This is a genomic window from Labrys sedimenti (assembly GCF_034424805.1).
In the GTDB taxonomy this organism is placed as follows: Bacteria; Pseudomonadota; Alphaproteobacteria; order Rhizobiales; family Labraceae; genus Labrys; species Labrys sedimenti.
In genome coordinates this window covers 19,293-44,162 of record NZ_JAXOUF010000011.1, presented here as the reverse complement: position 1 = coordinate 44,162, position 24,870 = coordinate 19,293, and the positions used below count along the sequence as shown (strand labels likewise).

The following is a 24,870-nucleotide window of genomic DNA, read 5'->3' as shown; positions in this document are numbered from 1 at the left end:
TGGGATGGAAAGGCGGGGTGCCGCCTTTCTATTTGAACACTTCCTTCACCGCTTCGACGGGCTGCGGCTTTGGGCGTTCGATATTGGGCAGGAAGATCGTCAGCAGCCCGATCATCGGCAGGAAGGAGCAAACCTTGTAGACGAACTCGATGCTGGTCTTGTCGGCGAGAACGCCGAGGGCGGCAGCACCCACCCCGCCCATGCCGAAGGCCAGGCCGAAGAACAGCCCGGCGATCATGCCGGTTTTGCCCGGCACCAATTCCTGCGCGAACACCACGATGGCGGAGAAGGCGGAGGACAGGATGAAACCGATGATCACCGCCAGGACCGGGGTCCAGGTCAGATTGGCATAGGGCAGGGCCAGGCTGAAGGGCAGCACGCCGAGAATCGAGACCCAGATCACATATTTGCGCCCGATGCGGTCGCCGATCGGTCCGCCGAGCAGCGTACCGGCGGCCGCAGCGAACAGAAAGATGAAGAGCTGCATCTGCACGGCTTCCGGCGACAGGCCGAAACGGTCCTCGAGATAGAGGGTGTAGTAGCTCGACAACGAGGCCATGTAGAAGAATTTGGAGAAGACCAACGCCAGCAGCACCGCCAGCGAGGCGATGACGCGGCCGCGCGACAACGAGGCCACCGCCGACACGGTCCTGGTCTTGACGCCGGCCGTATGACGGCGATAGGCGGCATACCAGTTGCCGACATTCCACAGGATGAACATGGCGAGCAAGGCGATCACCGAGAAGATGGCGATCGAATGCTGGCCATAGGGCAGGACGATGAAGGCGGCGAGCAACGGCCCGATCGAGGTGCCGAGATTGCCGCCGACCTGGAAGACCGATTGGGCGAGGCCGGTCTTGCCGCCGGAAGCCATGCGCGCGACGCGTGACGATTCGGGATGGAAGACCGAGGAGCCGGTGCCGACCAGCATGGCGGCGATCAGGACTGTGGCGTAATTTTGGGCATAGGCGAGCAGGACCAGGCCGATGAGGCTGAGGCCCATGCCGACGGTGAGCGAATAGGGCAGGGGGCGGCGGTCGGTATAGAGGCCGACGAAAGGCTGCAGCAGCGATGCCGTGAGTTGGAAGGCCAGCGTGATCAGGCCGATCTGCGTATAGCTGAGGGCATAGTTGTCACGCAGCATCGGATAGATCGAGGGAATCAGCGACTGGATGGTGTCGTTGAGGCAATGCGAGACGCTGATCGCCATCAGGATCGAATAGGCCGTGCGCTCGGGGCTGAAGGCACCTGAGGGGGGCAGGGTGGCTGCTTTGGCGTCCATACGTCATTGCTAGACCCGCGGCGGCACGCGGGGTGCAAACGCGGACTATCCCTTTGTTGCGGCACGAAAAATCGGCATCTTGGCGCACGCCAAGGCCGATCGGGCCTGGTTCCGCTGGGCTATGCGGGTGATGGGAAGAGATGCGGGAGCCGCCCGCTAAACCGTTTTAGCCGAATGTCGCCAATCGGGAAATATCGAGACGCATCGTCATCTATAAATCTTCGTGATGATATTCATCACGCTGACGCGATGAAAAGAAGGTCGTGACGGCAGGGGCGGAAAATAAAATCGCGATCCGGGTTGGCCAGGATCGCGATCGGACTATCAGGCGGGCATGGCAGGCCCGAAGCTCGAGAAGAGCTCAGATCGGCTCGTTCTCGGCGCTGGCGACGCGGTCGATATGGCCGCGATACATGCCCAGATCCAGCATGTCGCGATAGCTCAGTTCGCGGCGCACGGTCGCGAGGCGACGGCGGTTACGATAGGCTACGAGGCGGGCGGAGAGGGCGTTGATGATGGCGACGGTCGTCACGGGAGTGGTTCCAGAAAAAGCGCTACATTTACTGCGCTGCATATATAGGCAAATCGCGGCAAAATTTGTGCAGAATCGCACGCGCAAAGTCGTATGCCCGGCATGCTATTTTTGCATGGTTTAGAGGAAGTTACCGGCCGATGCGCGGCTTGGTGTGCCTGACGCTCGCATGACTTGCCGGCACGGAGGTCAGGCCGGCTCATGTTGCGGTGCAGCGTGGCAAGGTAGGTTTCTGTTCAGCCCTGTGCTTTATTCCTGTTCGGCGAGAGTGATCGGGAGCGATATGGCCCGGCGCAAAAGCGTTTGTGGGTTGAATGAAACGCCTCGAATCGCAAACACGCGTCGAACCAACGAGTTCGAGCAGAGATGCGTTTTCACCAAAACGTGCCTTGCTCAGGTGGACCGGGAGAATTGCATGCGCAAGAGCTGGCTGGCGGCCTTGGCCGTTTCGACTTTGATTCCCTTCATGCCGGCCAAGGCCGAGGAGACGATGAAGGGAATCTTCACGGCACGGGAGGCCTGCCCGGCCCTCCAGTCGATCCGCAAGCAGACCAATCCCGGTGATATCAAATTGGCGCCTGGACAGGATTATCGGCTGCTTGCCGGCAACAAGCCCGATCCGACCTTCTATCGCGTCCAGGTGGAGGATGCTCAGCCGGCGCAGCGCTGGGTGCCCGTCTCCTGCGGCGAGGTCAAGGCGGGCGATGGTGGCACCGCTGTCGCGCCGGGTGCGGGCAAGCCCGGCCCGGCCAAATCCGAGGCGGCAATCTCGGCCGGCGGGGCTTCCTATGTCTTCGCCATCAGCTGGCAGGCCGCATTCTGCGAGGGGTTGCCTGACAAGACCGAGTGCCGCACGCAGACCGCCGATCGCTATGACGCCAGCCATTTTACGCTGCACGGGCTCTGGCCGCAGCCGCGCGGCAATGCCTATTGCGGCGTGGCGCGACGCGATGTCGAGGCCGACAAGGCGCATCATTGGGAGGACCTGCCGGAGCCCCAGCTCGAGCCGGTGACGCGTACGGCGCTGGAGAAAGCCATGCCCGGCACCGCCTCCTTCCTCGATCGACACGAATGGATCGAGCATGGCACCTGCTTCTTCGAGAAATCGGCCGATGCCTATTTCCGCCGCTCGGTGGCGTTGATCGGGGAGATCAATGCCTCGCCCGTCCAGAAGCTGTTCGCCAATAATGTCGGCAAGGAGATCGACACCAGCCAGATTCGCAGCGCCTTCGACCAAGGCTTCGGTGCGGGGGCCGGCGAGCGGGTGCGCTTTGCCTGCAAGCGCGACGGCAGCCGCAGCATCATCGTGGAGATGACCATCGGCCTGCGCGGCGAGGTCAAGGACGGTGCCAAGCTGGCCGACCTGATCGCCGCCGCCTCGCCGACGGATCAGGGCTGCAAGGCCGGTATCGTCGATCCTGTCGGATTGCAGTGAGGGGCGGCCGTGGAGACGGAGCTCTATCTGCCGGTCAAGGCCTTCCTGGAGTCACTTGGTTTTGCGGTGAAAGGCGAGATCGGTGGCTGCGATGTCCTGGCCTTGCGCGAAGGCGAGCCGCCGGTGGCGGTGATCTGCGAGCTCAAGCAGAGTTTTAACCTTGAACTGGTGCTGCAGGGCGTCGACAGGGCCGGGGCCTGTGACGAGATCTGGCTTGCGGCCCGTCTCTCCCTACGCGGCAAGGGGCGCGAGAGCGATGCGCGTTTCCGCAATCTTTGCCGCCGTCTCGGCTTCGGATTGCTGGGGGTGTCCGGTAGCGGCCAGGTGCAGATCATCGTCACGCCCGAGGCGCCGTTCCCGCGCCGCGATCCCAAGCGCCGCTCCCGCCTGTTGAGAGAGCACCGCAAGCGCCAGGGTGACCCTGTCGTCGGCGGCTCGAGCCGTGTGCCGCAGATGACGGCCTATCGCCAGCAGGCGCTGGCCTGTGCCGCCGCGCTGGTGGTGGCGCCGCTGCGCCGGCGGGATCTCGCCAAGACCGTGCCCGACGCCCCGAAGATCCTGCAGGGCAATGTCTATGGCTGGTTCGAGCGGGTTGAGAAAGGCATCTATGGCCTGACATCCGCGGGTCGGGAGGCCCTGGAGCGTTGGCCGCAGACCCGCCCATGACGAAACTAGGGGCGGCCCCGCCCCTTACACGAAGGGCGTGAAGATGTCGGGGCGCGGCGGCAGCAGGCGGCGGAAATAGGCCCGGCCTTCATCCGAGACGGCGTTGGCACCCGTGAAGAAACTATCGGGCATATGACGGGTGCGCCCGGCGACCTGGTCGAGGGCGACGATGCGCGGGGAGGTGTGCTTGCCGTCATGGTGCAGCACCACCGACCCCGAGCCGGTAAAGGCGCTCTGGGCCGCGAAGGCGCCGGCCTCGAAGGCTTCCTTGGCATCGGCCTCGTCGATGATGCCGAGATAGCCGCGCGGCAGATAGCCCAGCGTGTCGACGCGGGCGCGCGCCTTGGGGAAGCGTTGCTTCAGGGCCTTCTGGATCTCGATGCCGAGATCGCCGCCGGTGAGTTGCACATTGCCATGGGCGTCGCGCTCGACCGCGCCGGCGGCGAGTGCCTCGGCGAGGGGACGGCCGGTCTCGTCCTGCACGCCTTCCGACATCGAGACAATGCAGCGGCCGACACGGGTGTAGACCATGTCGACGTCATTGAGGAACTGCTCGACCGAGAAGGGCTTTTCGGGCGTGTAGATCAGATGGGGCGCGTCCTCCGGCGCCTGCTGCCAGCCGGCAGCCGCGGCGCTGAGGAAGCCCGCATGCCGGCCCATGACGATGGCGACATAAATGCCCGGCATTGCTCGGAAATCGAGATCCATGCTGACGAAGGCATTGGCGACGAAAGCGGCGGCCGAGATGAAGCCCGGCACATGGTCGTTCTCCATCAGGTCGTTGTCGATCGTCTTGGGGGCGTGCACGAAGCTGCAGGAACCGGTCGACTGCTGGCGCAGGAGATCGAGCGTGCCGGCCGTGTCATTGCCGCCGATATAGATGAAGCCGCGGGCATCGAGCTTTTCCAGCGCCTGCAGGATGGTCTGGCAATAGGCTGGATCGGGCTTGTCCCGCGTCGAGCCGAGGCCCGAATTCGGGGTGCGGGCAAGGCGCTCGAGATCGCCTTCCGAAAGCGCGGTGAGGTCGACGAGATCGCCTCGCGTCAGGCCCCGCACGCCGTGGCGGGCGCCGAGGATGCGCAGTGACGGGTCGTGCCGGCGGGCGGCGATGATCGCGCCGCAGAGAGTCTGATTGATCACGGCGGTGGGGCCGCCTCCTTGAGCGATGACAATCGACGACATGGAGCCTCCCTGGCAATCTGGTTTCAAGTTGCTTAGCCCTGAAACCGCCGGTCGGCAACGAGCGACTTGGGCGAGGGAGCGTGACGCACGGCTGCCCCTGCAAATGGAGGCGGCGACGCTTCATTCGGGGGCAAGGGGATCGAGACGCCCGGCTTCCATCGGCATGCCGGCAGGCCTTGCACCGTGGTGGGGGCATTCAGGCTTTTCGTGTTTCGGCTCTCTTTCGGCCTGCCAAGGGGCGCTCCGACCGACTGCGAAGATGCCGTGATGTCGCCGATATGCCAATGGGTTGGGAGCGCCGCGCTCGGTATCGAAACCGCCAGTGGGTTTTACAGGGGGAAGCGCTCCATCGGCTGTCGGTTCGATGGGATTCAGGCCTTGACAATACAGGTCTGCAATGGAATGAAATTTCTATAATTAAAAAAAATGATCTATTAATCTCATCCGCAGGATTGAAAGAAATCCATGGTGGTTTCGCTACGTCGGGATTGGGGCAATGCACCGAAGCGAACGCAGGGAGAAGCCGAGGATAAACCCTGCAACATATTACCTGTCATATTTGCTTCATTTCTTCGTCATTGAGGCGCAACCAGTGAAGTCTTAAACGACGCCGTCCTTTTAAGAAGCGGCGCATCCTGAGGGAGTATGTGATGAAGTTGAGCGTTCTGGCTTCGGCCGTGGTTCTTCTGGCCAGTGTATCGACCGGGGCTGTCGCTGCCACCGATATCCAGTGGTGGCATGCGATGACGGGGGCCAACAACGACCGCATCGTCAAGCTGGCCAATGATTTCAATGCCAGCCAGAGCGACTATCGGATCGTTCCCGCCTACAAGGGTTCCTATCCCGATACGATGAATGCCGGCATTGCCGCGTTCCGGGCCGGCAATGCGCCCGATATCCTGCAGGTCTTCGAAGTCGGCACCGCCACCATGATGGCGGCCAAGGGCGCGATCAAGCCAGTCTACCAGCTGATGAAGGATGCGGGCGAACCCTTCGACCAAAAGTCCTACCTGCCTGCCGTCACCGGTTATTATTCCAATGCCAAGGGCGAGATGCTGTCCTTTCCCTTCAACTCCTCGACCATGGTGATGTGGGTCAACGAGGATGCGCTGAAGAAGGCCAATCTGACGGCGGCACCCAAGACCTGGCCGGAGGCTTTCGAGGCGGCCAAGAAGCTGAAGGCAGCCGGTTACGCCACCTGCGGCATTTCCACGGCCTGGACCACCTGGGCCAATATCGAGGAGCTGTCGGCCTGGCACAACGTGCCGCTGTCGACCAAGGCCAACGGCTTGGATGGCTTCGATACCGAATTGAAGTTCAACAATCCGGTGGTTGTGAAGCATCTGGAAAACCTGGTCGAGGCCCAGAAGGACAAGACGTTCGACTATTCCGGCCGTACCAATCAGGGCGAGGGACGCTTCACCTCGGGCGAATGCCCGCTCTTCCTGACGTCGTCGGCCTTCCTGGGCAACGTCAAGGCCAACGCCAAGTTCAAATATTCGGTGGCGCCGATGCCCTATTATCCCGATGTGCAGGGCGCGCCGCAGAACTCGATCATCGGCGGCGCTTCGCTTTGGGTGATGGGTGGCAAGTCGGACGAATCCTATAAGGGCATCGCCAAGTTCCTGACCTATCTGTCGAAGCCCGAGGTGCAGGCCTGGTGGGCCCAGGAGACCGGCTATCTGCCGATCACCCCGGCCGCCTACGAGCTCTCCAAGAAGCAGGGCTTCTATGCCAAGGATCCCAACAGCGAAGTCGCCGTGCTGGAGCTGACCAACAAGGCGCCGACGGAGAATTCCCGCGGGCTGCGCCTGGGCAACCTTGCCCAGATCCGCGATGTCTGGGCCGAAGAAATCGAGCAGGCCCTGGCCGGCAAGAAAACCGCGCAGGCCGCCATGGACGATGCCGTCCGCCGGGGCGATGCGATCCTGAAGACCTTCGCCCGCACGGCGGGGCGATAAAAGGCCGCGTAAAAGCCTTCTCCGCGTAGCGGGGAAGGTGGCCCGGCGAAGCCGGGTCGGATAGGGTGTGGCAGTCAGTACGTCGGACGCGACTGATTTGCGCAATCGTCGTGCCGGCTTTCACGGCGGGCCGCGTTGCCCGCCATCCCCCATCCCTCATTGCTTCGAAATGAACAGTGACATCTTCGTATCGAAGATGTCACGGCCTTCCCCCGCAAGGGGAGAAGGCACCCGCACCCTTCCAGCTTGACTGAATTGCATAGTCCGGAAGCATCCATGGAAAAACGCTCCGTCTTCTCCGGCAAGACCCTGCCCTGGCTGCTGCTGGCGCCGCAATTGGCGATCACGCTCATCTTTTTCTACTGGCCGGTGCTGCAGGCGATCCGGCAATCCTTCTTCATCGAGGATAGTTTCGGCACCACCTCCGAATTCGTCGGGTTCGAGAATTACCAGCTGCTGTTCCAGCAACCGGAATATTACAAGGCCGTCGGCGTCACCCTGGTGTTTGCCGGCCTGGTCTCGGTGCTGTCGCTCGGCCTCGCCTTGGTCCTGGCCGTTCAGGCGGACAAGAAGATCAAGGGCGCCTCCTTTTATCGCACCATGCTGGTGTGGCCCTATGCCGTGGCGCCGGCGGTGGCAGGCGTGCTCTGGCTCTTCATGTTCCAGCCCTCGCTCGGCCTGGTGGCCCGTGGCCTCAAGCAACTAGGCCTGCCCTGGGATCCCCTGCTCAACGGCAATCACGCCATGATCCTGGTGGTGCTGGCGGCAACCTGGAAGCAGATCTCCTACAACTTCCTGTTCTTCCTGGCGGGGCTGCAGTCGATCCCCAAATCTCTGATCGAGGCGGCGGCCATCGACGGTGCCCGGCCGGCGCGGCGCTTCTGGACCATCATCCTGCCGATGTTGTCGCCCACGACCTTCTTCCTGCTCGTCATCAATATCGTCTACGTCTTCTTCGACACCTTCGGCATCATCGATGCGGTGACGCATGGCGGCCCGGCCGGGGAGACCATCACCATGGTGTTCAAGGTCTACAATGACGGCCAGAGCGGCGGCGATCTCGGCGGCTCGGCGGCGCAGTCGGTGATCCTGCTGATCATGGTGATCGCCATGACCACCCTGCAGTTCCGTTTCATCGAGAAGAAGGTGACCTATTGATGGGGGTAGTCGATACCGGTCACCCCGGACGCGATGCGGCACGAAGTGACGCTTCGCAGATCCGGGGCCGCGAGCGGAAGAGCCATGGTGCCGGGAGCGGTCCCGTGTCTGCATCGCGGCACTTCGCGCCGCAATGCGCACGGGATGACCAGGAGGCCGTCCATGGTTGAGAACCGCCGTTTCGGAAACCTCCTGCCCCACGCCATTCTGATCCTGGGCGTGCTGATCCTGGCCTTCCCGGTGTGGCTGGCCTTCGTGGCCTCCACCCATGACGCCACCACCATCATCAACGGCCAGATTGGCGTGCTGCCCGGCCCGGACCTGATCAAGAACTACAGCCAGACCCTGTTTCACGGCACAGAAGGGGCCACGCGCGAACCGGTGCTCACCATGCTGACCACCAGCCTGATCATGGCGGTGGCGATCGCGGTGGGCAAGATCGTGATCTCGCTGATCTCGGCCTTCGCCATCGTCTATTTCCGCTTTCGCTTCCGCATGTTCGCCTTCTGGCTGATCTTCATCACGCTGATGCTGCCGGTGGAGGTGCGCATCTATCCCACCTACAAGATCGTTTCCGACCTGCATCTGCTCGATACCTATGCCGGCCTGACCCTGCCCTTGATCGCTTCGGCGACGGCGACCTTGCTGTTCCGCCAGTTCTTCATGACCATTCCGGACGAATTGCTGGAGGCCTCCAAGATCGATGGGGCCGGTCCCTTGAAATTCTTCAAGGACACCGTGCTGCCGCTCTCCATTACCTCGATCGCGGCGATGTTCGTGATCCAGTTCATCTATGGCTGGAACCAGTATTTGTGGCCTTTGCTGATCACCACCCAGGATTCGATGCAGACCATCGTCATCGGCATCCGCAAGATGATCACCACGCAGGACGCCCTGACCGAATGGCAGATCGCCATGGCGACGGCGATCCTCGCCATGCTGCCACCGGTGGTGGTGGTCGTCGTCATGCAGAAGCTCTTCGTCAAGGGCCTGGTCGAGACCGAGAAGTGAGTAACCGATGGCGAAAGTCGTTCTGAACAACGTCAAGAAGATCTACGACAACGGCTTTGAGGCGGTGAAGGGGGTGAGCTTCACCGTGCCGGATGGCGGCTTTTGCGTGCTGGTCGGGCCCTCCGGCTGCGGCAAGTCGACCCTGCTGCGCATGGTGGCAGGGCTGGAGCGCATTTCGTCGGGCGATGTCCATATCGGTGAGCGCCGCGTCAACGAGATCGAGCCGATGGACCGGGACATCGCCATGGTGTTCCAGAACTATGCGCTCTATCCGCATATGTCGGTCTACGACAACATGGCCTATGGCCTGCGCAACCGGAAGACCGCCGAGGGCGAGATCGGCCAGCGGGTGAAGGAAGCGGCCCGCATCCTCGAGCTCAGCGACGACATGCTCAAGCGCAAGCCGCGCCAGCTTTCCGGCGGCCAGCGCCAGCGCGTGGCGATGGGCCGGGCCATCGTGCGCCAACCCGCCGCCTTCCTGTTCGACGAGCCGCTCTCCAATCTCGACGCCAAGCTGCGCGTACAGATGCGCGGCGAGATCAAGCAATTGCAGCAGCGCCTCGGCACCACCTCGATCTATGTCACCCATGACCAGCTCGAGGCGATGACCCTGGCGGATGTGCTGGTAGTGCTGAATGGCGGCGTGATCGAGCAGATCGGCGCGCCGCTGGAGATCTACCGCAATCCCGCCTCGACCTTCGTGGCCGGTTTTATCGGCTCGCCGGCCATGAACGTCCTGAAAGCGCGGGGGGAGGGCAATACGCTCATTCTCGGGCAGACGCGCCTGGCCTTGCCGGGGCAGGTTCCGGGCGAGGTCCTGGTCGGGCTGCGCGCGGAGGACCTGCAGCCGGTCTCCACCCCGACGCCGGGCAGCCTGGCCGTGAAGCTACGCTATGTCGAGGAACTCGGTGCGCATCGCCTCCTGCATGGCGACATCGACGGGCAGCCTCTGGTCGTTTCCCTGGCCATGGAGCATGCTATCGGCGATGACATGCATTTTACTGTCGAACCAGCGGGAATTCATCTTTTCGACAAGTCAACCCAATTGAGAATCCCGGATTGAATAACGTATAGCTGCCGTCAGTGACTGGTGAACGCTGGCGCCATAGTCGGTTTGCTCTTGCAATTCGGATAATTCCCCAATGGGTAAAGTAAAGAAGTTACTTCTCGGCATCGCCGTCGGCGTCGCCGCAATGCCGTCCTTCGCCTTCGCCGGATCCAAACAGATCACCGTGCCGCGCGGCAAGGCGTCAGCCGTGCTGGCCCTGGGGGTCTTCGGTGCCGGTACCTGCGAATCCTATCCCGTCAAGGATGTGCGCATCGCTTCGGGCCCCGCACATGGCGCCACCCAGATCTTCACGGTCGCGACCAAGCTCGGCAAGGAGGCCGGCGTCTGTGCCGGCACGGCCTATAAGGCGCCCGTCGTCGTCTACAGGCCTGCCGGCTCTTTCACCGGCGTCGACCATCTGACCGTGAACTGGATGACGCCGTCGCACACGGACAATGTGCGCATGGTGCCCAACACGATGGAGATCGAGATCACGGTGAAGTAGTGTCGTGGAGCAAAGTGCACTTTCACCAAAGCCGCACTTTGTTCCAGCGCCTAGTTTGAGACGTTTTCCTGATCGAAAAGCCTGCCGATTGTTCTGGAAAACGCTTCTTGGGGGGATCCTTCCAGCCCAAGCCGGAGTGTCGCATGCCCAAGCTCGACCGCATCCTGGAAACCGCCATCTATGTCGACGACCTCGACCGCGCCGCGCATTTCTACGAGACGGTGCTGCAGCTCGCGCCCTTGCTGAAGATCGACCGGCTCTATGCCTATGATGTCGGCGGCGCCAGTGTCCTGCTCGTCTTCAAGCGCGGCGCCTCCGATCACGACATGACTTCGGCGATCGGTACCATACCGGGGCATGATGCCAGCGGCCGCATCCATATCGCCTTTGCCGTCGGCGCCTCGGAACTGGCGGATTGGGAGGCGCGCCTGGCCGCGCATGCCGTCTTGGTGGAAGGCCGCACGCATTGGCCGGCCGGCGGTGATAGTGTCTATTTCCGCGATCCCGATGGTCATATGCTGGAACTGGCTACGCCGGGCCTTTGGAGAACTTATTGATAGGGGAGCGTCGATGCCGCCGGCGCCAACAGAATTGGATTTTCGATGTCTTTGATTAGCACTGTCGCCGAGCTCGAAGCCCTCTACAGCGAACCTGTGCAACCCACGGCTCGTCTCAAGGTTCTCGATCACGTTTCCGACCAGTATCATGCCTTCATCCATGCCTCGCCCTTCATGGTGCTGGCTTCGGTCGGGGCAGCCGGAGTCGATTGTTCGCCGCGCGGGGACCCGGCCGGCTTCGTGCGTGTCGCTGATCGCAAGACGCTGCTCATCCCCGACAGGCGCGGCAACAACCGGCTGGATTCGCTGCGCAACATCATCGAGGACCCGCGCGTCCATCTTCTCTTCCTGATCCCGGGCATCGGCGAGACGCTGCGGGTGGTCGGCCGCGCGGTGATCTCGGTTGATCCCGAACTGTGCGCCAGCTTCACCATGCAGGGCAAGGCGCCCCGGTGCGTCATCGTCGTCACGGTGGAGGAAGTCTATACCCAATGCCAGAAGGCCTTGGTGCGCTCCAAGCTATGGGATCCCTCGACCCAGATTTCGCGCGCTGAACTGCCCACCATGGGCCAGATCTTCAGCACGATCAGCAAGGGCGAGTTCGACGGCGAAGCCTATGACAAGGCCTATCCCGAACGGATGCGCCAGACGATCTATTGAATCGGGTGCGGTCACATCGCCGTTATGGGGATGTCGTAAGGCGCCGGGACGAAAGGATGCCATGATGACCGGATTCAGGATTGCCGCTGTTCTCTCCACCCTGTTGCTTGCGCCAGGCTTGGCTTCCAATGCCTTTGCCGGCGATCCGGCGGTTGCCGATCGCGTGACCAAGCTCACGCGCGGGACCGCATGGAAGCAGGTGGCGGCCATCCCCATCGCCTTCCCGACTTTCCATCCCCAGGGCATGGTCAGGATCGGCGATGATTTCTTCGTGTCATCGGTCAATATCATCAAGCCGACCACCAAATATCCGGCGCTTCGCGAGGGCTATGACCGCGATACCGGCGAAGGCGAGGGGCATCTCTTCCGCGTTTCCAAGGATGGCAAGCTGCTGGCCGACCTCAAGCTGGGGGAGGGCAGTGTCTACCACCCCGGCGGCATCGATTTCGACGGCAAGTTCATCTGGGTGCCGGTGGCCGAATATCGGCCGAACAGCCAGTCGATCATCTACAAGGTCGATCCCGCCACCATGAAGGCGGTGGAGGTGTTCCGCTTCAAGGATCATGTCGGCGGCATTGTCCACGACACCGAGCGCAACTCGCTGCATGGCGTGAGCTGGGGCTCGCGGCGCTTTTATGCCTGGCCGCTTGGTGCCGACGGCAAGATCATCAATGCCGACATACCGGCCGAGAAATTGCGGGTGATGAATCCGGCTCAATATATCGACTATCAGGACTGCCATTATGCTGGCGGTTCGCGCATGCTCTGTTCCGGTCTGAATGCCTACAAGGTGACGCCGGACGCCGCGCCCTTCCGTCTGGGCGGCCTCGAACTGGTCGATCTCAAGGACAACAGGCCGGTCTGGCAGGTGCCCGTCGAGCTGTGGGCGCCCTCCGGCCTGCCGATGACCCAGAATCCGGCCTTCGTGGAGGCCAATAAAGGCGGGTTGCGAGCCTATTTCATGCCCGACGACGACAAGTCGACCCTGTTCGTCTACGAGGCGCAGACGCCCTGATTTCAACGATATTGCTGCCACTGGCTGTGGCACTCAGCGGGATCTGCGAAAGTTCAAGAAAATTGGGCCAGAGCAAAGCATGTTCAATCACGAACGCGCTTTGCCTTGCGTTGGCTAGACAATGTACGGGTGCGGTAGCCACGTCCCGACCAACGAGACGGAGCCATCAACTGGACGGTCGGAACTCAAATCCGGTCACTGTCACCGATTGCGGCCCGGAGGGCGCTGCTCCGTGCATCAACCAGAGATTGAGATGCAGGCGCTCGCAACTCGTGTCGGTATGGTCGGGGATCAGGCGCTTGATCCCCTCCTGGTTGCTCGGCATCCACCATGCGAACGCTGCTTCGCGAGGGGGTAGATTGCCCAGTGACCACTTGCCGGCATAGCAGGCAAAATAGGAGACGAGATTGAAGCCCGGATCTTTGTACCAGTGGTTATATATGGTGATCGCACTGGTGCCGGGAGGAATCTTGAAGAAACTCACAGGATGAGGATTATTGTCATAGGGTTGCAGAGTGAACTGTGCGTTCCCTACTCCGCTCCGAAGCACTTCGAGAAAGTCGATCTCGCGATGGATATTGGGTCCATTGGATGGAGGAGCCTCGGAATACTGATAGAGAAAAGCGCCAAAGATTGCATTGGCGTCAAGATTGGAGAATGATCCGCCGTCGGCTTCTGCGGTCACGAGGTATTCGCCGTAGCCCAGCTTGTCCATCAGGACCAATTCGGAAGTACGCCAGACATTCGGCTGGTCACTGGGTAATATTTGGAGCCGGATCCCTTTGTCCGTGCGCTGAATGATCTTCGGATCGAAGATCGACTTGAATGGCTCGTCAGCCCAGGTCCCGGATCTCTGGGTCCAGTGATAGTTGATCCACCATTGCCGCCCTGCGAAGGTGATGAACGGGTCACCCCCGGGACAGTATCTGAGTGCCTCTGGATTCTTGGTGTTGCTTGGTTGAAAATAAGAATCGTCGTCATAGTTTGCCATTTCATGCCTCATGGGTTGGCATTTTTAACGATCAAATATTTTATACTATAATATAGATATATTTATATTATAGTATAAAGTAAGAATTAGGTTTCTCTGTGAAGTCTATTCTTGATGGTGGAGTTGGATAGGGCTCCATCTCCTGGTGCAGTTAGTTGAGCTCTGGTTATTGACGTCAGTGTTTTCAGGAGGGGCGGATAGGGATCGACATAGCGCGACGCAAGCATGTCTACTGTGCGGGACACGGGCGTGAAATGAGATTCAAACAGTATTTACTTTTGGGAATATATCGAGATTTTATATTTATTTTTTGCTATAAATTTTAGTAAAAAATTTAATATAATCATTAATGAAAAAAATAACATTAATTTTGTAAATTATAAGAGTTTTTTTAATAAAACTCTTCGAAAGTTTCCGATATTGGAATGTATTTATAAATATTATTGGGATAAAAAAATGAATATAGAGGAGTCTATTCTGATTCTATTCATGTTCGTTGGTGCAGCTTGGGGGAGTTTGGATTGAATTCAGGATGAACCAAGGCGGCCGTTCCCTTACAAACCCGTACTGCTCATGATGACGTAGGCCTCACCGCCCTTGCGGTCTGGGCGGACCACAAAGTCCACCCTCGCAGCGTGATCTGGATCGGACCTTCGCTCGCCAGGCCAGTGGCAGGCACGCTCGCAGCCCCACTGACCACGTTGCGGCACTGCTCGGCCACGCCCTGGCCTGCACTCTTCTCGGCGGTGACGGCACATTTCTTCTTGCGCGCACCTGCAGGGAATAGAAACTGTTTGTTTTAACGCATTTTCTGAACCGAAAAATTTACCAACTTTTCTGGAAAATGCTTCAGCCGCCAACCGCGGAGCGGATGATCCGGCAGACATCGGAGCGGAAGTCGGGTCCGGGTATCTGACCGGGATTCAGGATCATGGTGTAGTCGACGCGCGTGCCGTTGCCGCGCTTGCGGGCGACCATCTTGACTTCCTGGACCCGCCCGTTGCGCGCTCCATCATTGAGAGCCGTCAGAAGGCCGAGGCGGCGGTTCACCTTGATGCTGACCCAATAGCTGTTGAGATGCGCGGTGCGGGTGAGATTGTCGATCGCTGTGGACGGGCTCAGGCCGGGAAAGGCCTGCCAAGTCGAGATGGCCGGAGCGAGCCCGCCAGAGATTGTGAAGTTCGAGGAGCAGTTCTGGGCCTGGGCGGCGGTTGCGCCGAAGACAAGCAAGGCTGCGATACCGTATTTGATCATGGAATCCCGCTGCATGATGAGACAATTCCGGCAGGATCTTATCGATAGCATGGTGACGTTAGGTTATCCATGTCGTCGATTGTACTGGGACCTCGGCTGCGGATTCGGATCAGGAGTGTCTCGCTCTCCTTACAAACCCGCACTGCTCATAATGACATAGGCTTCGCCGCCCTTGCGATCGTGGCGGACCACATAGGTCTGGCCCCGCATCGTGATCTGGATCGGGCCCTCGCTCGCCAGGCTGGTGGCCGGCACGCCCGCGGCTGCACCGACCACGCTGCGGAATTGTTCGGCCACGGCCGGGCCGGCGCTTTTTTCGGCCGTGACGGCGCATTCCTTCTTGCCGCGCACCTGCAGGGAATAGTAGGCGTCCGGCGCCATGCCGACCAGGCTGGCCCCGAGATCCATCTGCGGCTTGATGCCATGTTTCTTGGCCGCCGCCATGGCCTTGTCGAAGGCGGGGGCGGTCGCGAGACAGGCGTCGCGGAACAGCATCACGGCCTTGTCGGTGACGTCGCCGGCGGTGGCCGGCTGTGAGGCGGACAGGCCTGCCGTAATACCCAGCATCAGGCTTGCAGCGAACACGGCGGCGCCACGCAGTGCGCGAGGCTCGAAACGGGAAGGGGTCATCAAGGGGGCTCCTTGCCTGGGCCTTGGGCCCGCCGTGTATAGGCGCCAGCGCCTGGTTTGGAAAGCGAGCCGGCGCAATCGACGGCTGCCTGTGATGCCGGAATGCCACAGGGCGACCTGAAATGTCGTGCGTTCGACACAAGGTCTTGCGCCAGCGCCGGGGCGGGATTAGAGAGCGCGCCCCGCAACCGTTCGACCCGAGGGAGAACAGCCATGAGATCGCAACAGGGAACGCCACGTTTCGTGCCGGCGCCCGCATTGCGTCCGGCTGTCCATAGTTTCATCAGGTTGAATGACCATGGCACGTTCCATGATTCAGCGCCGGCAGGACGCCGAGCGCGAACGTATCGAGGCCTATGAGGCCACGCTGCGCGCTTGTGCGCGGCGGGCGCAATCTCCTTCTCCCCTGAGCGATGCAATCGCAGCGGTACGGGTCGGCTTGTCCAGCTTCGTGCTGCGCGATCCCGACGACTGGCGTCCTCAGCTGAAGACGCGCGATCCCGCTCGCCTGAAGCTGGCGGCGGCGCGTTATCTCTTCGCTCGCTACCCAGTTCCCGCTCCGCTCGAACACATCTGGTCCGGGCCTGCCGGCCTGGGTGCGTCCGAGGTGAAGGAGCGCAGGCGCTGGTATCTCGTGGCTGCCCAGGGCGGCTCGCTCTACAAGGAGTGCGCAAAGGAGTTGCTCTCCCGCATGGAGGTGCATGCCTTCCTCCATCCGCCGGTGGCGCTCTCTTTCGAGGCGGCCTTCTGGCAGGCGATCGCCCGTTCCTACACCGACGATGTCGGCGTAGCGCTGCGTATCGCCCGCTCGAAGATTGCCGCCGCACCGCGCACGCCGAAGGCGCATGCCTTCTGGCGCGAGGCAGCGCGCTTCTTCTGCGTGCATCCGTTGCCGCTCGAGGAGATCGACGATCTCTGCGATTTCCTTTCGGCCCGCTTCCAGGCCGACCGGCGCTACAGCCTGAAGGGGCGTACGCCCGCTTCGCTGCGGCGGCAGATGCGGGAATGGCACCGCGAACTGGCCCAGCTGGACCAGATCCGGCGAATGGCACAGCGCCATGCCGGCGCGCAGGCAAGGCGACCGGCTGCCGATGGCAGGCCGTCGGATGGCGGGCGCTGGCCGGGCGCGGCCCTGGCCGATTGGTCATGGCAGCCTTCGGCCAAGGAGGCGCGGCATCGCAGGGAGGAAATCCTGGTGGTGCAGCTCAGGACCGGCGCCGATCTCGTCGCCGAGAGCCGGGCCATGCATCATTGCGTCTCGGGCTATGCCTATAAGTGCCTCGCCGGCAGTGCTTCGATCTGGTCGCTGCGCCGCCGGGCAGCCGGGGCGGTGGAGCGCCTGCTGACGATCGAACTCGATCGTCAGCATGTCGCTATCCAGATCCGCGGCTTCGCCAACCGGCTCGCCAGGCCGGAGGAAGAGGCGATGCTGAAGCGCTGGGCGAAAGCACGGGGCGTGATCCTGCGCTGAAAGGCACCACCTGCCGATTCTCCGTCAGGTGGTGCCGCCCGCTCATCCGATCATGGCGCGGGCGTCAGGCCGGAGGGCGACATCATGTCCCAGCGGTCCTGCTCTCGACGCAGCCAGGCTTTGATCCGTGTGCCCTCGGCCGGCAGGTCGCGGACGGTGCCGCCCGGGCCGGCCCAGCCCGATGGGCGTCCATGGGCGCGCCAGCCATGCGCCGCGATGGTCTTGCCGGCAAGCTCGCGCGACCCCTTCTCGACCGTGCCGACCTCGATCGTCAGGGTGAAGATCTCGTCGGCGAACGCGCCTCTTTCGAAGAAGGAAATGTCATCGCGCTTTTTCACCCATTCCGGCACCTTCCTGGTGATCGTGACGGCCACCAGGCGGCCGGTGAGAATGAGTCCGCCTCGGCGGTGAGGGCGGCTGGCGACATGTCGGGAATGGCAGCGAGCGCCGGCAGGCCGACCGTCGCTATCGCCCCCGTCAGCAGCAGGGTCATGGCGGTTCTGCGGTTGGTGTTCATGATCGAAGCGTTCCGACGGCTGATATCGCTACGCGATCCTACCTTGATTACGCGATTTCGCTTATCTCCGCCGTTACAGGACCACGGCGTGCCATCGCCGCACAGTCGGGGCGACAACGTCCACCACCTGTGCCACTGATAGGGCAGGCAAGGGGGAGGAATCGCCATGATGGCACGACATGCCGTATTGCTGGCCGCGGCAGCCTGCGCCTTTCCGGCGGCGCAGGCGTCGGCCGGATCAGTGCCCGAAGGCTACAAGCTCGAGCAGGTGCTGATGCTCAGCCGGCACAATCTGCGCGCGCCGCTGGCCAATAGTGGCAGTGCGCTCGCCAAGGTCACCGAGAAGAAATGGCCGGAATGGGAGGTGCCGGGCGGCAATCTCACGGTCAAGGGTGGCATTCTCGAAACCTATATGGGCCGCTCCATCGGTGGCTGGCTGGCGGAGAACGGCCTGGTCCCCAAGGATGCCTGCCCGGCATCCGGCAGCGTGCACATCTATGCCAACAGCTTGCAGCGCACGGTAGCGACGGCGCAGTTCTTCGTCGCCGGCGCCTTTGCCGGCTGCGATGTCGTCGTGCACCACCAGGACAAGATGGGCTCGATGGATCCCACCTTTAATCCCTCTATCCGCGACAACCAGGACGGCTTCAGGGATCAGGCAGTCGCGGCGATGGCCGAGAAGGCCAAGACCACGCCGCTGGCATCGGGCTATCGGCTGCTTGACGGCATCCTCGGCTTCAAGGCGTCGCAAAGTTGCACGCAGGACAAGCTGTGCGATCTGACCAAGGGTGAGGACAGCTTTACGGCAAAGGCCGGCGAGGAGCCGGGCACCAAGGGGCCGCTCAAGCTCGGCAATGCCGTGGTCGACGCCTTCACCCTGCAATATTACGAGGGCTTTCCACCCGGTGACGTCGCCTGGGGCAAGATCCGCAACGAAGGGCAGTGGCGCTCGCTCGCTGCCATCAAGAACGGCTACCAGGAAGCCCTGTTCACCTCACCCGCCGTGGCGCGTGAGGTTGCCGGGACGATGCTGGCCTATATCGCCGGTGCCCTGGTGAAGTCGGAGGCCGGCAAGGCCGTGCCGGTAACGGTGCTGTTCGGCCATGATTCCAATGTCGCTTCCGTCCTCGCCGCCCTCGAGGCCGAGCCCTATGTGCTGCCGGGGCAGGACGAGAAGACGCCCATCGGCGGCGTCATCCAGTTCCAGCGCTGGCGCGACACCAAGGGCAATCGCGACCTGTTCCGGCTCGACTATGTCTATCAGACCAAGGCGCAATTGCGCCAAGGCACCAAGCTGACGGCGAAGAACCCGCCGCGCCGGGTGACCCTGAAGCTCAAGGGCTGCCCCACCGACCAGGATGGCTTCTGTGCCTGGAGCGATTTCGCCAAGGCGTTGCCCTAGCACCGCGATGACGGGTGCGCTCTCCGATCGGCTGCGCGCCATCCTCGAGGCTCTGCCGTTGCGCCCGGGCCTGCGCGTGCTGGAAATCGGGTGCGGTCCGGGCGCGCTGGCGCGGGCGATGGCGGCGCGTATCGGCGAAGGCCATGTCCTGGCTATCGACCGTTCGGCCCGTGCGATCGCCCAGGCGGCCGCGGGCTCCAAGACCGAGATCGCAGCGGGACGGCTCAGCTTCCGGCAGGTCGCCGCCGAGGCCTTCGTGCTGGAACGCGGCGAGGTGCCCTATGACCTAGCCGTCGCCATTCGCGTCGGTGCGCTTGATGGCCGGCATCCGGCGGCCGGTGAGACGGCTCGGTTGCGCCTGGCCGCCGCATTGACGCCTCAGGGGCGGTTTTTCATCGATGGTGGCGATCCGCTGCAGGAAATTCGGCTCGATTCTGTCTAGAGGCTGTTATGGACCATGGATAGGGTTTTGGCGTGAGCGATTTTGATCGAGGAGAAGGAGTTCGAGGACGCAAACCTTGCGGTTTGCTACGAGGAAGGACGTACTCGTCGATCAAAATCGCCACACCTCTTCGGGGTGAGGTGAAGACTGGCCGTCTGCAGCGTCGCGTCGCTTGCCAAGACGGAAGTCTTGGCAGCGCTAGCTCCTCCCATCCAGCCAGTCTTGACCTCATCAAAACCCTATCCATAGTCCATACCGGCCTCTAGATCAGGGCCTGGAGGGAAGGCGCGAGATAGGGACGCAGCAGGCTGCGGACCTGGCCGAGGCCCCAGGCCAGGTGGTCCGGTGTGAGGGCATCGATACCTTCGTGCAGGTCGAGATAAAGAGCCCAATACGTCGCCACGATCCATAGATTGGCCAGCAATGGCTGGAACTGCTCGTCCGGCACGATCAGCAGGTCCCGCTCGCGCAGGCGCTGGGCCAGCGCCTCGACCGCCTCGCGCAGATGCGCGCTCAGGCCCCGCACGCGCAGACGCAGATCGGGGGACAGCGCCAGCAGGCCGATCATGTCGCGCAGCAGGAAGCGATAGTCCCAGATCAGGGCAAACCAGCGCTCCAGCAACCCGAAGGAGGCCGCTGGATCGGCCGTGTCCTCGGTTCCTTCCGCCAGCAACGCCATGGCATCGGCCTCGAAACGGTCGAGCACGGCCGCGACCAGCGCTTCCTTGGTGCGGAAGTGATAGTAAAGGTTGCCTTCGTTGATGCCGGCGGCGGCGGCGATCTGCGCTGTGGTGACGCGGTCCGGTCCGTTCTCGTTGAACAGTCCGAGCGCGAGCGTGACGATGCGCCCGCGCGTCTCGCCGCCCTTGCTGGTTGCTGCCGTGCTTCGCTTCGTTCCGGTCGCCATGCGCCTCCATCCAGATTTTAAGGTGTTCACCTTAATGTTGCCCAACTCTAAGGTCATTACCTTAAATCGATTGCTGGTATGGGTACAATCGAGGCGATGGAGGCCGGCGTGAACATTGCAGTCGATCCCGTGATTTCCGAAGCGAGCGAAGGCGTCGCCCTCAGCCGCAGTTCCCTGCTGGCGGTGTTCTCGGCCATGATCACCAATCCGCTCAAGGTCATCCCGCCCGAGGCCTTCAGGGAGCCGTTGGTGGTCACGCGCAGCGGCGGCAAGCTGCGGATCTTCCTCACCGATCCCGTGCTGATCCACGAAGCGCTGACCACGAACAGCACCGCTCTCGGCAAGGGCGAGGACACGAGGCGCGGGCTTGGCCCGGCGCTCGGGGAGGGGCTGCTCACGGCCGATGGCGAGCATTGGAAATGGCAGCGCCAGTCGGTGGCGCAGGGCTTTCGCCATGAGAAGCTGCTGGCCTTCCTGCCCACCATGATCGCTGCCGCAGAGCGCACCCGCACGCGCTGGCGCCAAACGGCTCCCGGCGCTGAACTCGATATCGGCCACGAGATGATGCACACGACCTTCGACATCATCGTCGAGACCATGATGTCGGGGCAGGGGGCGATCGACGCCGAGGCGGTGGAGCGCAGCGTCACCCGCTACCTGGAAGGATCGGGCTGGACCTTCGCCATGGGCCTGCTCAAGGCACCGGAATGGCTGCCTTATCCCGGGCGCAGCGGCATTACACGATCGGCCGGCTATCTGCGCACCACGCTGTCGCGCGTCGTGGCCGACCGCCGCAAGTCGTCCGAGCAACGCCAGGATTTGCTCGGCTTGCTGCTGTCGGCTGCCGACCCGGAAAGCGGGCGCCGCATGAGCGACGAGCAGGTGGTCGACAACCTCCTGACCTTCGTGATGGCCGGCCATGAAACCACGGCGCTCGGCCTCGCCTGGACCTTCCATCTCCTTGCTGCCCATCCCGACGTTGAGGCGCGCGTCCTGGCGGAAATCGGGGCCGTCTCCGGGGAGGCCGGCGCTGTCCTGCCGGAACATGTTGCCAGCCTGGCCTATACGCGCCAGGTGTTCCAGGAGGCGATGCGGCTCTACCCGCCGGCGGCGATCATTCCGCGCGTGGCGTTGGTCGACTTCAAGCTCGGCCAGCATGTCATTCCAGCCGGCGCTGCGATCTATGTGCCGATCTATGCCGTGCACCGTCATGCCAGCCTGTGGAAGGAGCCGGAGCGCTTCGATCCCGATCGCTTCGCGCCGGAGCAGGCGAAAGGGCGCCATCGCTATGCCTATATGCCGTTCGGCGCCGGACCGCGCACCTGCATCGGCAGCGCCTTCGCCATGCTGGAGGCGGTAGCCATTCTCGCCGTATTGCTGAAGGGCTTCTCGCTGCGTTCCGTCGATATGTCCGAACCCAAGCCGAAGCTGCGCATCACACTGCGGCCGGATCGCAAATTGCGGATGAAGGGTGTGCAGCGGCGATAACGCGGCAACGAAAGCGTTTCCGGGCCGCGTGCGGTGATGATCGCGGCTTGCCGAAGTCATTTCGGTGTAACCAGCGAAACTCGACTGTAATTTCTCAAGAAGAAAGCCGGCTTGATCTGATGACACGCTCGCTGCCCAGCGATAAGACGAGCCCATCGTCAATCCGGATCAAGCGGCCCCATGAGTGTGCTCGACGCATTTCCCACCCACCCCCTGCGGGCGAACCGTATCGGCATCAGCCGCCTCACGGGGTGTTTCGTCGTCCTGGTCGGCTTCGCCTTCGCCGGCGGCATGGCCTGGTGGCAGGCCGAGGATCTATGGCGCGATTACAAGATCAGCCGCAGTTACGAGATCGCCGACGATGCGCGGATTTCAAATGGCGAGTGCAAGACCCGTAAGCTCGTCTTCACCGATTGCTCGGCCACCATCATCGCCCCCGACGGTGCCAGGAGCAGGGTCGAGATGATGTTCGTGGACATGCATGCCGGAGACTATGAAACCGGGGTTGTGCGCTCGCGCGAGGAGCCCCGGCTGCTGACGCTGGAACTGGGCGTCGAGAAGATCAGCGACCGCATCCTCACCTTTCTTGCCTTTGTCGGCGGGTTTGCCGTCCTTGGCATTGCGGGCCTTGCCATGCTGCTCAAGGCATCGAGGCTCAGGCGGGCGGTGGCCGAACCGGTTGTCATGAGGCCTGTCGTCGCCAAGGTCCTGACGCAGGCCCGGACCTGGCTAAACCAGACGATCAAGTATGAATACTCGCTCGACGGCAAGACCCGCAAGGCGACCAGCATCTTGAAGAAGAACGAGATGCCGTTCTTCCTCGATACCGAGGAGCGCCAGGTGCTCGCGGTCGTACCCCAGACAACCTCGACGCCGATCCTGCTCGATGCTGGGCTCGAAATGCTCGATCTTACCGACGAAGAGCGCGCCGCCGTCCGGGCGGCGGTCTCGCCGGTGCGGGATGACATCCGGGTCGACCGCAGCATGCGCTGGTGAGAGCCTGGGCGAGCGGTTTTTGCCTCAGGCTGCCGTGACGGCCGTCAGGGCGGTGACGAGGCGGTCGAGTTCGGCTTCGGTGGTGTAGACGGCCGGGGAAACGCGGATGCACTGGCCGGCGGCGACGCCGGCGCGGCGCACGGTGAGCACCTTGAACTCGTCCCGCAGCCGGTTGACCGTCGCCGTGTTGTCGTCCTTGCTCACCTTGCCTTTGATCCGGAACGAGGTGATGCCGGCATGCAGGGCCGGATCGTTCGGCGTCAGGACCTCGATGGCATTGATGCCGGCGACGCGCTCCACCCAGTAATTGCGCAGATGGCTGACCCGCGCATGCTTGGCGGTAACGCCGATCGCCTGGTGCAAATCGAGGGCTGCTGGAATGGTGAGTGCGGCGGCGAAATTGAGCGTGCCGGTGTGGATGCGCGAGCGGACGTCGTCGGCCGGCCAGTCCTTGTCGCCCATATGGGTGTCGATGTCGGCGAGGCGCCCCTTGCGGATGTAGAGGAAGCCGAGCCCCACTGGTGCGCCGATCCATTTGTGCAGGTTGAAGCCGGCGAAGTCGACGCCGAGATCGGTCATGTCGAGCGGCAACTGGCCCCAGCTATGGGCGGCATCGAGGATGACGTCGACGCCCTTGGCGCGCGCCATCGCCGTGATCTCGCGCACCGGCATCACCAGTCCGGTGCGGTGAGACAGATGGGTGAGCAAAAGGAGCTTCGCCTTGGGCGTTTCCTCCAGCACCTTGCGATAGGTCTCCAGCACGGCCTCGCGCGTGGCCGGCTCTGGGATGGCGAAAGTCTTGACCGTGACGCCGCGGCGGCTCTCGAGCATGCCCATGGCGTATTGCATGGAATCATAGTCGAGGTCGGCGTAGAGCACGGTATCGCCGGGCTGGAGCTTGTTGTAGCCGGCGATCAGCGTTTGCAGTGCCTCGGTGGCACCGCGGGTGAGGGCAATCTCCTCGGGCGAGACGCCGAGAGCGCCGGCGACGCGGTCGCGCACGGCGGCGAAATCGGCATCGAAGGATTTGCGGGCATAGACCGTATTCTGGCGGTTCACACGCTGGATGTTCTCGACATAGGTCTCCAGCACGGGCCGGGCCATGATGCCCCAATAGCCGTTTTCGAGATTGGCGGTGGACCGGTCGACATCATAGAGGTCGCGGACGCCGGACCAGAAGGCGGTATCGGTGGCAAGCTTGCCGGGATCTGGCGCGGGAAGAGCAACGCTCTCGGCCGCCTGCACCGGCCGCGTCACCGCCGCCATCACGGTGGTCAGTAGTCCGCTGATCAGGAAATTGCGACGCTGGATCATGGTAGCCCCCGAATGTTGCATGTCGAACTGCCGGCGTGGATAGGGCCGGGGTATGACGGGGGAATGAAGGGCGAGGGCATTATTGGAAGTCGATTCCTGGCTCGCTCGAGTTAAGGTCAGCCCACTGCAACATGTTGAGCGAAGGACAATTGATAGCCATTGTCGTCAAGCAGGCCGAACTCGCGCACGCCAAACTTCATAGTCTCGATTGGATACATTATGCGAACAGCGCGAGTAGTCATCTCTCTAAATTCCACAATCGCTTCGGCAGACTCAATATGGACGAATTTTACACGGGTAGCCATGCTGGCTGACGACTTCCGCGCCAGGCGTTTTCGAAAGGTTCAGGTGAGGCTTCGTTGTTCGCAGCCCATGGACATTCGTGCCCACTTGTTCCATCGGAGATAGGCGAGCCGCCCTTTGGCGGCCATGGAGTCTCCAGAACG

General features: G+C 62.3%; 25 protein-coding genes. 15 read left to right on the top strand and 10 right to left on the bottom strand.

Translation table 11 applies throughout. The features are described 5' to 3' along the window. Positions 1-28: 28 nt before the first annotated feature. The gene (locus tag U1R88_RS24950) at positions 29-1,282 is read right to left on the bottom strand and encodes an MFS transporter (RefSeq protein WP_425545481.1); all 1,254 of its coding nucleotides are present in this window, start codon (positions 1,280-1,282) and stop codon (positions 29-31) included. A 361-nt stretch (positions 1,283-1,643) separates the two neighbouring features. Continuing rightward, positions 1,644-1,814 carry a hypothetical protein gene (locus U1R88_RS24945; protein WP_156771610.1) on the bottom strand — a complete coding sequence of 57 codons (171 nt, stop codon included), beginning with the start codon at positions 1,812-1,814 and terminating at the stop codon, positions 1,644-1,646. A gap of 415 nt (positions 1,815-2,229) precedes the next feature. Between U1R88_RS24945 and U1R88_RS24940 the strand changes: the two genes are divergently transcribed. Both U1R88_RS24940 and U1R88_RS24935 read left to right on the top strand, forming a co-directional pair. Next, the gene (locus U1R88_RS24940; RefSeq protein WP_322433683.1) at positions 2,230-3,249 is read left to right on the top strand and encodes a ribonuclease T2 family protein; all 1,020 of its coding nucleotides are present in this window, start codon (positions 2,230-2,232) and stop codon (positions 3,247-3,249) included. Positions 3,250-3,258: 9 nt separating this feature from the next. Further along, on the top strand, positions 3,259-3,915 hold the full coding sequence (locus U1R88_RS24935) for a DUF2161 domain-containing phosphodiesterase (protein ID WP_322433682.1): 657 nt from the start codon (positions 3,259-3,261) through the stop codon (positions 3,913-3,915). Positions 3,916-3,939: 24 nt separating this feature from the next. Here the strand turns inward: U1R88_RS24935 and U1R88_RS24930 are convergent, their stop codons facing one another. Beyond that, entirely contained in the window at positions 3,940-5,097 is a 1,158-nt protein-coding gene (locus tag U1R88_RS24930; RefSeq protein ID WP_322433681.1) for a diphosphate--fructose-6-phosphate 1-phosphotransferase, read from the bottom strand. Between the two features lie 650 nt (positions 5,098-5,747). On the opposite strand from U1R88_RS24930, the gene ugpB reads away from it, so the two are divergent. The 8 genes from ugpB to U1R88_RS24890 all read left to right on the top strand — a co-directional run bounded on the left by ugpB (position 5,748) and on the right by U1R88_RS24890 (position 13,012). After that, positions 5,748-7,058 carry a sn-glycerol-3-phosphate ABC transporter substrate-binding protein UgpB gene (gene ugpB / locus U1R88_RS24925; protein ID WP_322433680.1) on the top strand — a complete coding sequence of 437 codons (1,311 nt, stop codon included), beginning with the start codon at positions 5,748-5,750 and terminating at the stop codon, positions 7,056-7,058. Between the two features lie 276 nt (positions 7,059-7,334). Continuing rightward, a complete protein-coding gene (gene ugpA / locus U1R88_RS24920) occupies positions 7,335-8,216 on the top strand; it encodes a sn-glycerol-3-phosphate ABC transporter permease UgpA (RefSeq protein WP_322433679.1) in 882 nt (293 codons plus the stop codon). Positions 8,217-8,378: 162 nt separating this feature from the next. Further along, entirely contained in the window at positions 8,379-9,227 is an 849-nt protein-coding gene (gene ugpE, locus U1R88_RS24915; RefSeq protein ID WP_068291325.1) for a sn-glycerol-3-phosphate ABC transporter permease UgpE, read from the top strand. A 7-nt stretch (positions 9,228-9,234) separates the two neighbouring features. Beyond that, positions 9,235-10,290, top strand: a complete 1,056-nt coding sequence (gene ugpC, locus U1R88_RS24910) for a sn-glycerol-3-phosphate ABC transporter ATP-binding protein UgpC (protein WP_322433678.1) — start codon at positions 9,235-9,237, stop codon at positions 10,288-10,290. A gap of 79 nt (positions 10,291-10,369) precedes the next feature. Continuing rightward, positions 10,370-10,780, top strand: a complete 411-nt coding sequence (locus tag U1R88_RS24905; protein WP_322433677.1) for a hypothetical protein — start codon at positions 10,370-10,372, stop codon at positions 10,778-10,780. Between the two features lie 143 nt (positions 10,781-10,923). Further along, positions 10,924-11,337: a VOC family protein gene (locus U1R88_RS24900; RefSeq protein WP_322433676.1), complete on the top strand. Its 414-nt coding sequence runs from the start codon at positions 10,924-10,926 to the stop codon at positions 11,335-11,337. 45 nt (positions 11,338-11,382) lie between these two features. Beyond that, a complete protein-coding gene (locus U1R88_RS24895) occupies positions 11,383-11,997 on the top strand; it encodes a pyridoxamine 5'-phosphate oxidase family protein (RefSeq protein ID WP_322433675.1) in 615 nt (204 codons plus the stop codon). Positions 11,998-12,058: 61 nt separating this feature from the next. After that, positions 12,059-13,012 carry a DUF6454 family protein gene (locus U1R88_RS24890; RefSeq protein WP_322433674.1) on the top strand — a complete coding sequence of 318 codons (954 nt, stop codon included), beginning with the start codon at positions 12,059-12,061 and terminating at the stop codon, positions 13,010-13,012. A 166-nt stretch (positions 13,013-13,178) separates the two neighbouring features. Here the strand turns inward: U1R88_RS24890 and U1R88_RS24885 are convergent, their stop codons facing one another. The 3 genes from U1R88_RS24885 to U1R88_RS24875 all read right to left on the bottom strand — a co-directional run bounded on the left by U1R88_RS24885 (position 13,179) and on the right by U1R88_RS24875 (position 15,887). Further along, entirely contained in the window at positions 13,179-14,003 is an 825-nt protein-coding gene (locus U1R88_RS24885; protein ID WP_068291335.1) for a hypothetical protein, read from the bottom strand. Positions 14,004-14,852: 849 nt separating this feature from the next. Further along, complete coding sequence (locus U1R88_RS24880) at positions 14,853-15,272, bottom strand: hypothetical protein (protein ID WP_322433673.1); 420 nt, start codon at positions 15,270-15,272, stop codon at positions 14,853-14,855. 114 nt (positions 15,273-15,386) lie between these two features. Next, the gene (locus tag U1R88_RS24875) at positions 15,387-15,887 is read right to left on the bottom strand and encodes a hypothetical protein (RefSeq protein ID WP_322433672.1); all 501 of its coding nucleotides are present in this window, start codon (positions 15,885-15,887) and stop codon (positions 15,387-15,389) included. 298 nt (positions 15,888-16,185) lie between these two features. Here U1R88_RS24875 and U1R88_RS24870 point away from each other — a divergent pair, with 298 nt between their 5' ends. Continuing rightward, entirely contained in the window at positions 16,186-17,358 is a 1,173-nt protein-coding gene (locus U1R88_RS24870; RefSeq protein ID WP_322433671.1) for a PcfJ domain-containing protein, read from the top strand. Positions 17,359-17,408: 50 nt separating this feature from the next. Here U1R88_RS24870 and U1R88_RS24865 read toward each other — a convergent pair whose 3' ends face one another. Both U1R88_RS24865 and U1R88_RS24860 read right to left on the bottom strand, forming a co-directional pair. Then, positions 17,409-17,696: a hypothetical protein gene (locus U1R88_RS24865; RefSeq protein WP_322433670.1), complete on the bottom strand. Its 288-nt coding sequence runs from the start codon at positions 17,694-17,696 to the stop codon at positions 17,409-17,411. Further along, positions 17,693-17,875, bottom strand: a complete 183-nt coding sequence (locus U1R88_RS24860; RefSeq protein ID WP_322433669.1) for a hypothetical protein — start codon at positions 17,873-17,875, stop codon at positions 17,693-17,695. The genes U1R88_RS24865 and U1R88_RS24860 overlap by 4 nt, the downstream gene beginning before the upstream one ends. A gap of 166 nt (positions 17,876-18,041) precedes the next feature. Here U1R88_RS24860 and agp point away from each other — a divergent pair, with 166 nt between their 5' ends. Together agp and U1R88_RS24850 are read left to right on the top strand one after the other, a co-directional pair. Continuing rightward, positions 18,042-19,277: a bifunctional glucose-1-phosphatase/inositol phosphatase gene (gene agp / locus U1R88_RS24855; RefSeq protein ID WP_322433668.1), complete on the top strand. Its 1,236-nt coding sequence runs from the start codon at positions 18,042-18,044 to the stop codon at positions 19,275-19,277. 7 nt (positions 19,278-19,284) lie between these two features. Then, positions 19,285-19,719 carry an SAM-dependent methyltransferase gene (locus tag U1R88_RS24850; RefSeq protein WP_322433667.1) on the top strand — a complete coding sequence of 145 codons (435 nt, stop codon included), beginning with the start codon at positions 19,285-19,287 and terminating at the stop codon, positions 19,717-19,719. Between the two features lie 262 nt (positions 19,720-19,981). On the opposite strand, the gene U1R88_RS24845 is transcribed toward U1R88_RS24850, so the two are convergent. After that, positions 19,982-20,626, bottom strand: coding sequence for a TetR/AcrR family transcriptional regulator (locus U1R88_RS24845; RefSeq protein WP_322433666.1), 645 nt, complete (start codon positions 20,624-20,626; stop codon positions 19,982-19,984). 108 nt (positions 20,627-20,734) lie between these two features. Between U1R88_RS24845 and U1R88_RS24840 the strand changes: the two genes are divergently transcribed. Both U1R88_RS24840 and U1R88_RS24835 read left to right on the top strand, forming a co-directional pair. Continuing rightward, complete coding sequence (locus U1R88_RS24840) at positions 20,735-22,114, top strand: cytochrome P450 (RefSeq protein ID WP_425545480.1); 1,380 nt, start codon at positions 20,735-20,737, stop codon at positions 22,112-22,114. A gap of 180 nt (positions 22,115-22,294) precedes the next feature. Then, positions 22,295-23,110: a hypothetical protein gene (locus U1R88_RS24835; RefSeq protein WP_322433665.1), complete on the top strand. Its 816-nt coding sequence runs from the start codon at positions 22,295-22,297 to the stop codon at positions 23,108-23,110. Positions 23,111-23,134: 24 nt separating this feature from the next. Here the strand turns inward: U1R88_RS24835 and U1R88_RS24830 are convergent, their stop codons facing one another. Next, positions 23,135-24,424: an aminotransferase class V-fold PLP-dependent enzyme gene (locus U1R88_RS24830; RefSeq protein ID WP_322433664.1), complete on the bottom strand. Its 1,290-nt coding sequence runs from the start codon at positions 24,422-24,424 to the stop codon at positions 23,135-23,137. Positions 24,425-24,870 lie beyond the last annotated feature (446 nt).

Excerpts from the sequence above, each read along its gene's own strand:
- ugpB (WP_322433680.1), top strand. The coding sequence starts at position 5,748 with ATGAAGTTGAGCGTTCTGGCTTCGGCCGTGGTTCTTCTGGCCAGTGTA.
- U1R88_RS24930 (WP_322433681.1), bottom strand. The coding sequence starts at position 5,097 with ATGTCGTCGATTGTCATCGCTCAAGGAGGCGGCCCCACCGCCGTGATC.
- U1R88_RS24875 (WP_322433672.1), bottom strand. The coding sequence starts at position 15,887 with ATGACCCCTTCCCGTTTCGAGCCTCGCGCACTGCGTGGCGCCGCCGTG.
- U1R88_RS24835 (WP_322433665.1), top strand. The coding sequence starts at position 22,295 with ATGAGTGTGCTCGACGCATTTCCCACCCACCCCCTGCGGGCGAACCGT.
- U1R88_RS24850 (WP_322433667.1), top strand. The coding sequence starts at position 19,285 with ATGACGGGTGCGCTCTCCGATCGGCTGCGCGCCATCCTCGAGGCTCTG.
- U1R88_RS24900 (WP_322433676.1), top strand. The coding sequence starts at position 10,924 with ATGCCCAAGCTCGACCGCATCCTGGAAACCGCCATCTATGTCGACGAC.
- U1R88_RS24895 (WP_322433675.1), top strand. The coding sequence starts at position 11,383 with ATGTCTTTGATTAGCACTGTCGCCGAGCTCGAAGCCCTCTACAGCGAA.
- U1R88_RS24870 (WP_322433671.1), top strand. The coding sequence starts at position 16,186 with ATGGCACGTTCCATGATTCAGCGCCGGCAGGACGCCGAGCGCGAACGT.
- ugpA (WP_322433679.1), top strand. The coding sequence starts at position 7,335 with ATGGAAAAACGCTCCGTCTTCTCCGGCAAGACCCTGCCCTGGCTGCTG.
- U1R88_RS24880 (WP_322433673.1), bottom strand. The coding sequence starts at position 15,272 with ATGCAGCGGGATTCCATGATCAAATACGGTATCGCAGCCTTGCTTGTC.
- U1R88_RS24940 (WP_322433683.1), top strand. The coding sequence starts at position 2,230 with ATGCGCAAGAGCTGGCTGGCGGCCTTGGCCGTTTCGACTTTGATTCCC.
- U1R88_RS24890 (WP_322433674.1), top strand. The coding sequence starts at position 12,059 with ATGATGACCGGATTCAGGATTGCCGCTGTTCTCTCCACCCTGTTGCTT.
- U1R88_RS24950 (WP_425545481.1), bottom strand. The coding sequence starts at position 1,282 with ATGGACGCCAAAGCAGCCACCCTGCCCCCCTCAGGTGCCTTCAGCCCC.
- U1R88_RS24830 (WP_322433664.1), bottom strand. The coding sequence starts at position 24,424 with ATGATCCAGCGTCGCAATTTCCTGATCAGCGGACTACTGACCACCGTG.
- U1R88_RS24860 (WP_322433669.1), bottom strand. The coding sequence starts at position 17,875 with ATGAACACCAACCGCAGAACCGCCATGACCCTGCTGCTGACGGGGGCG.
- ugpC (WP_322433678.1), top strand. The coding sequence starts at position 9,235 with ATGGCGAAAGTCGTTCTGAACAACGTCAAGAAGATCTACGACAACGGC.
- ugpE (WP_068291325.1), top strand. The coding sequence starts at position 8,379 with ATGGTTGAGAACCGCCGTTTCGGAAACCTCCTGCCCCACGCCATTCTG.
- agp (WP_322433668.1), top strand. The coding sequence starts at position 18,042 with ATGATGGCACGACATGCCGTATTGCTGGCCGCGGCAGCCTGCGCCTTT.
- U1R88_RS24905 (WP_322433677.1), top strand. The coding sequence starts at position 10,370 with ATGGGTAAAGTAAAGAAGTTACTTCTCGGCATCGCCGTCGGCGTCGCC.
- U1R88_RS24845 (WP_322433666.1), bottom strand. The coding sequence starts at position 20,626 with ATGGCGACCGGAACGAAGCGAAGCACGGCAGCAACCAGCAAGGGCGGC.
- U1R88_RS24885 (WP_068291335.1), bottom strand. The coding sequence starts at position 14,003 with ATGGCAAACTATGACGACGATTCTTATTTTCAACCAAGCAACACCAAG.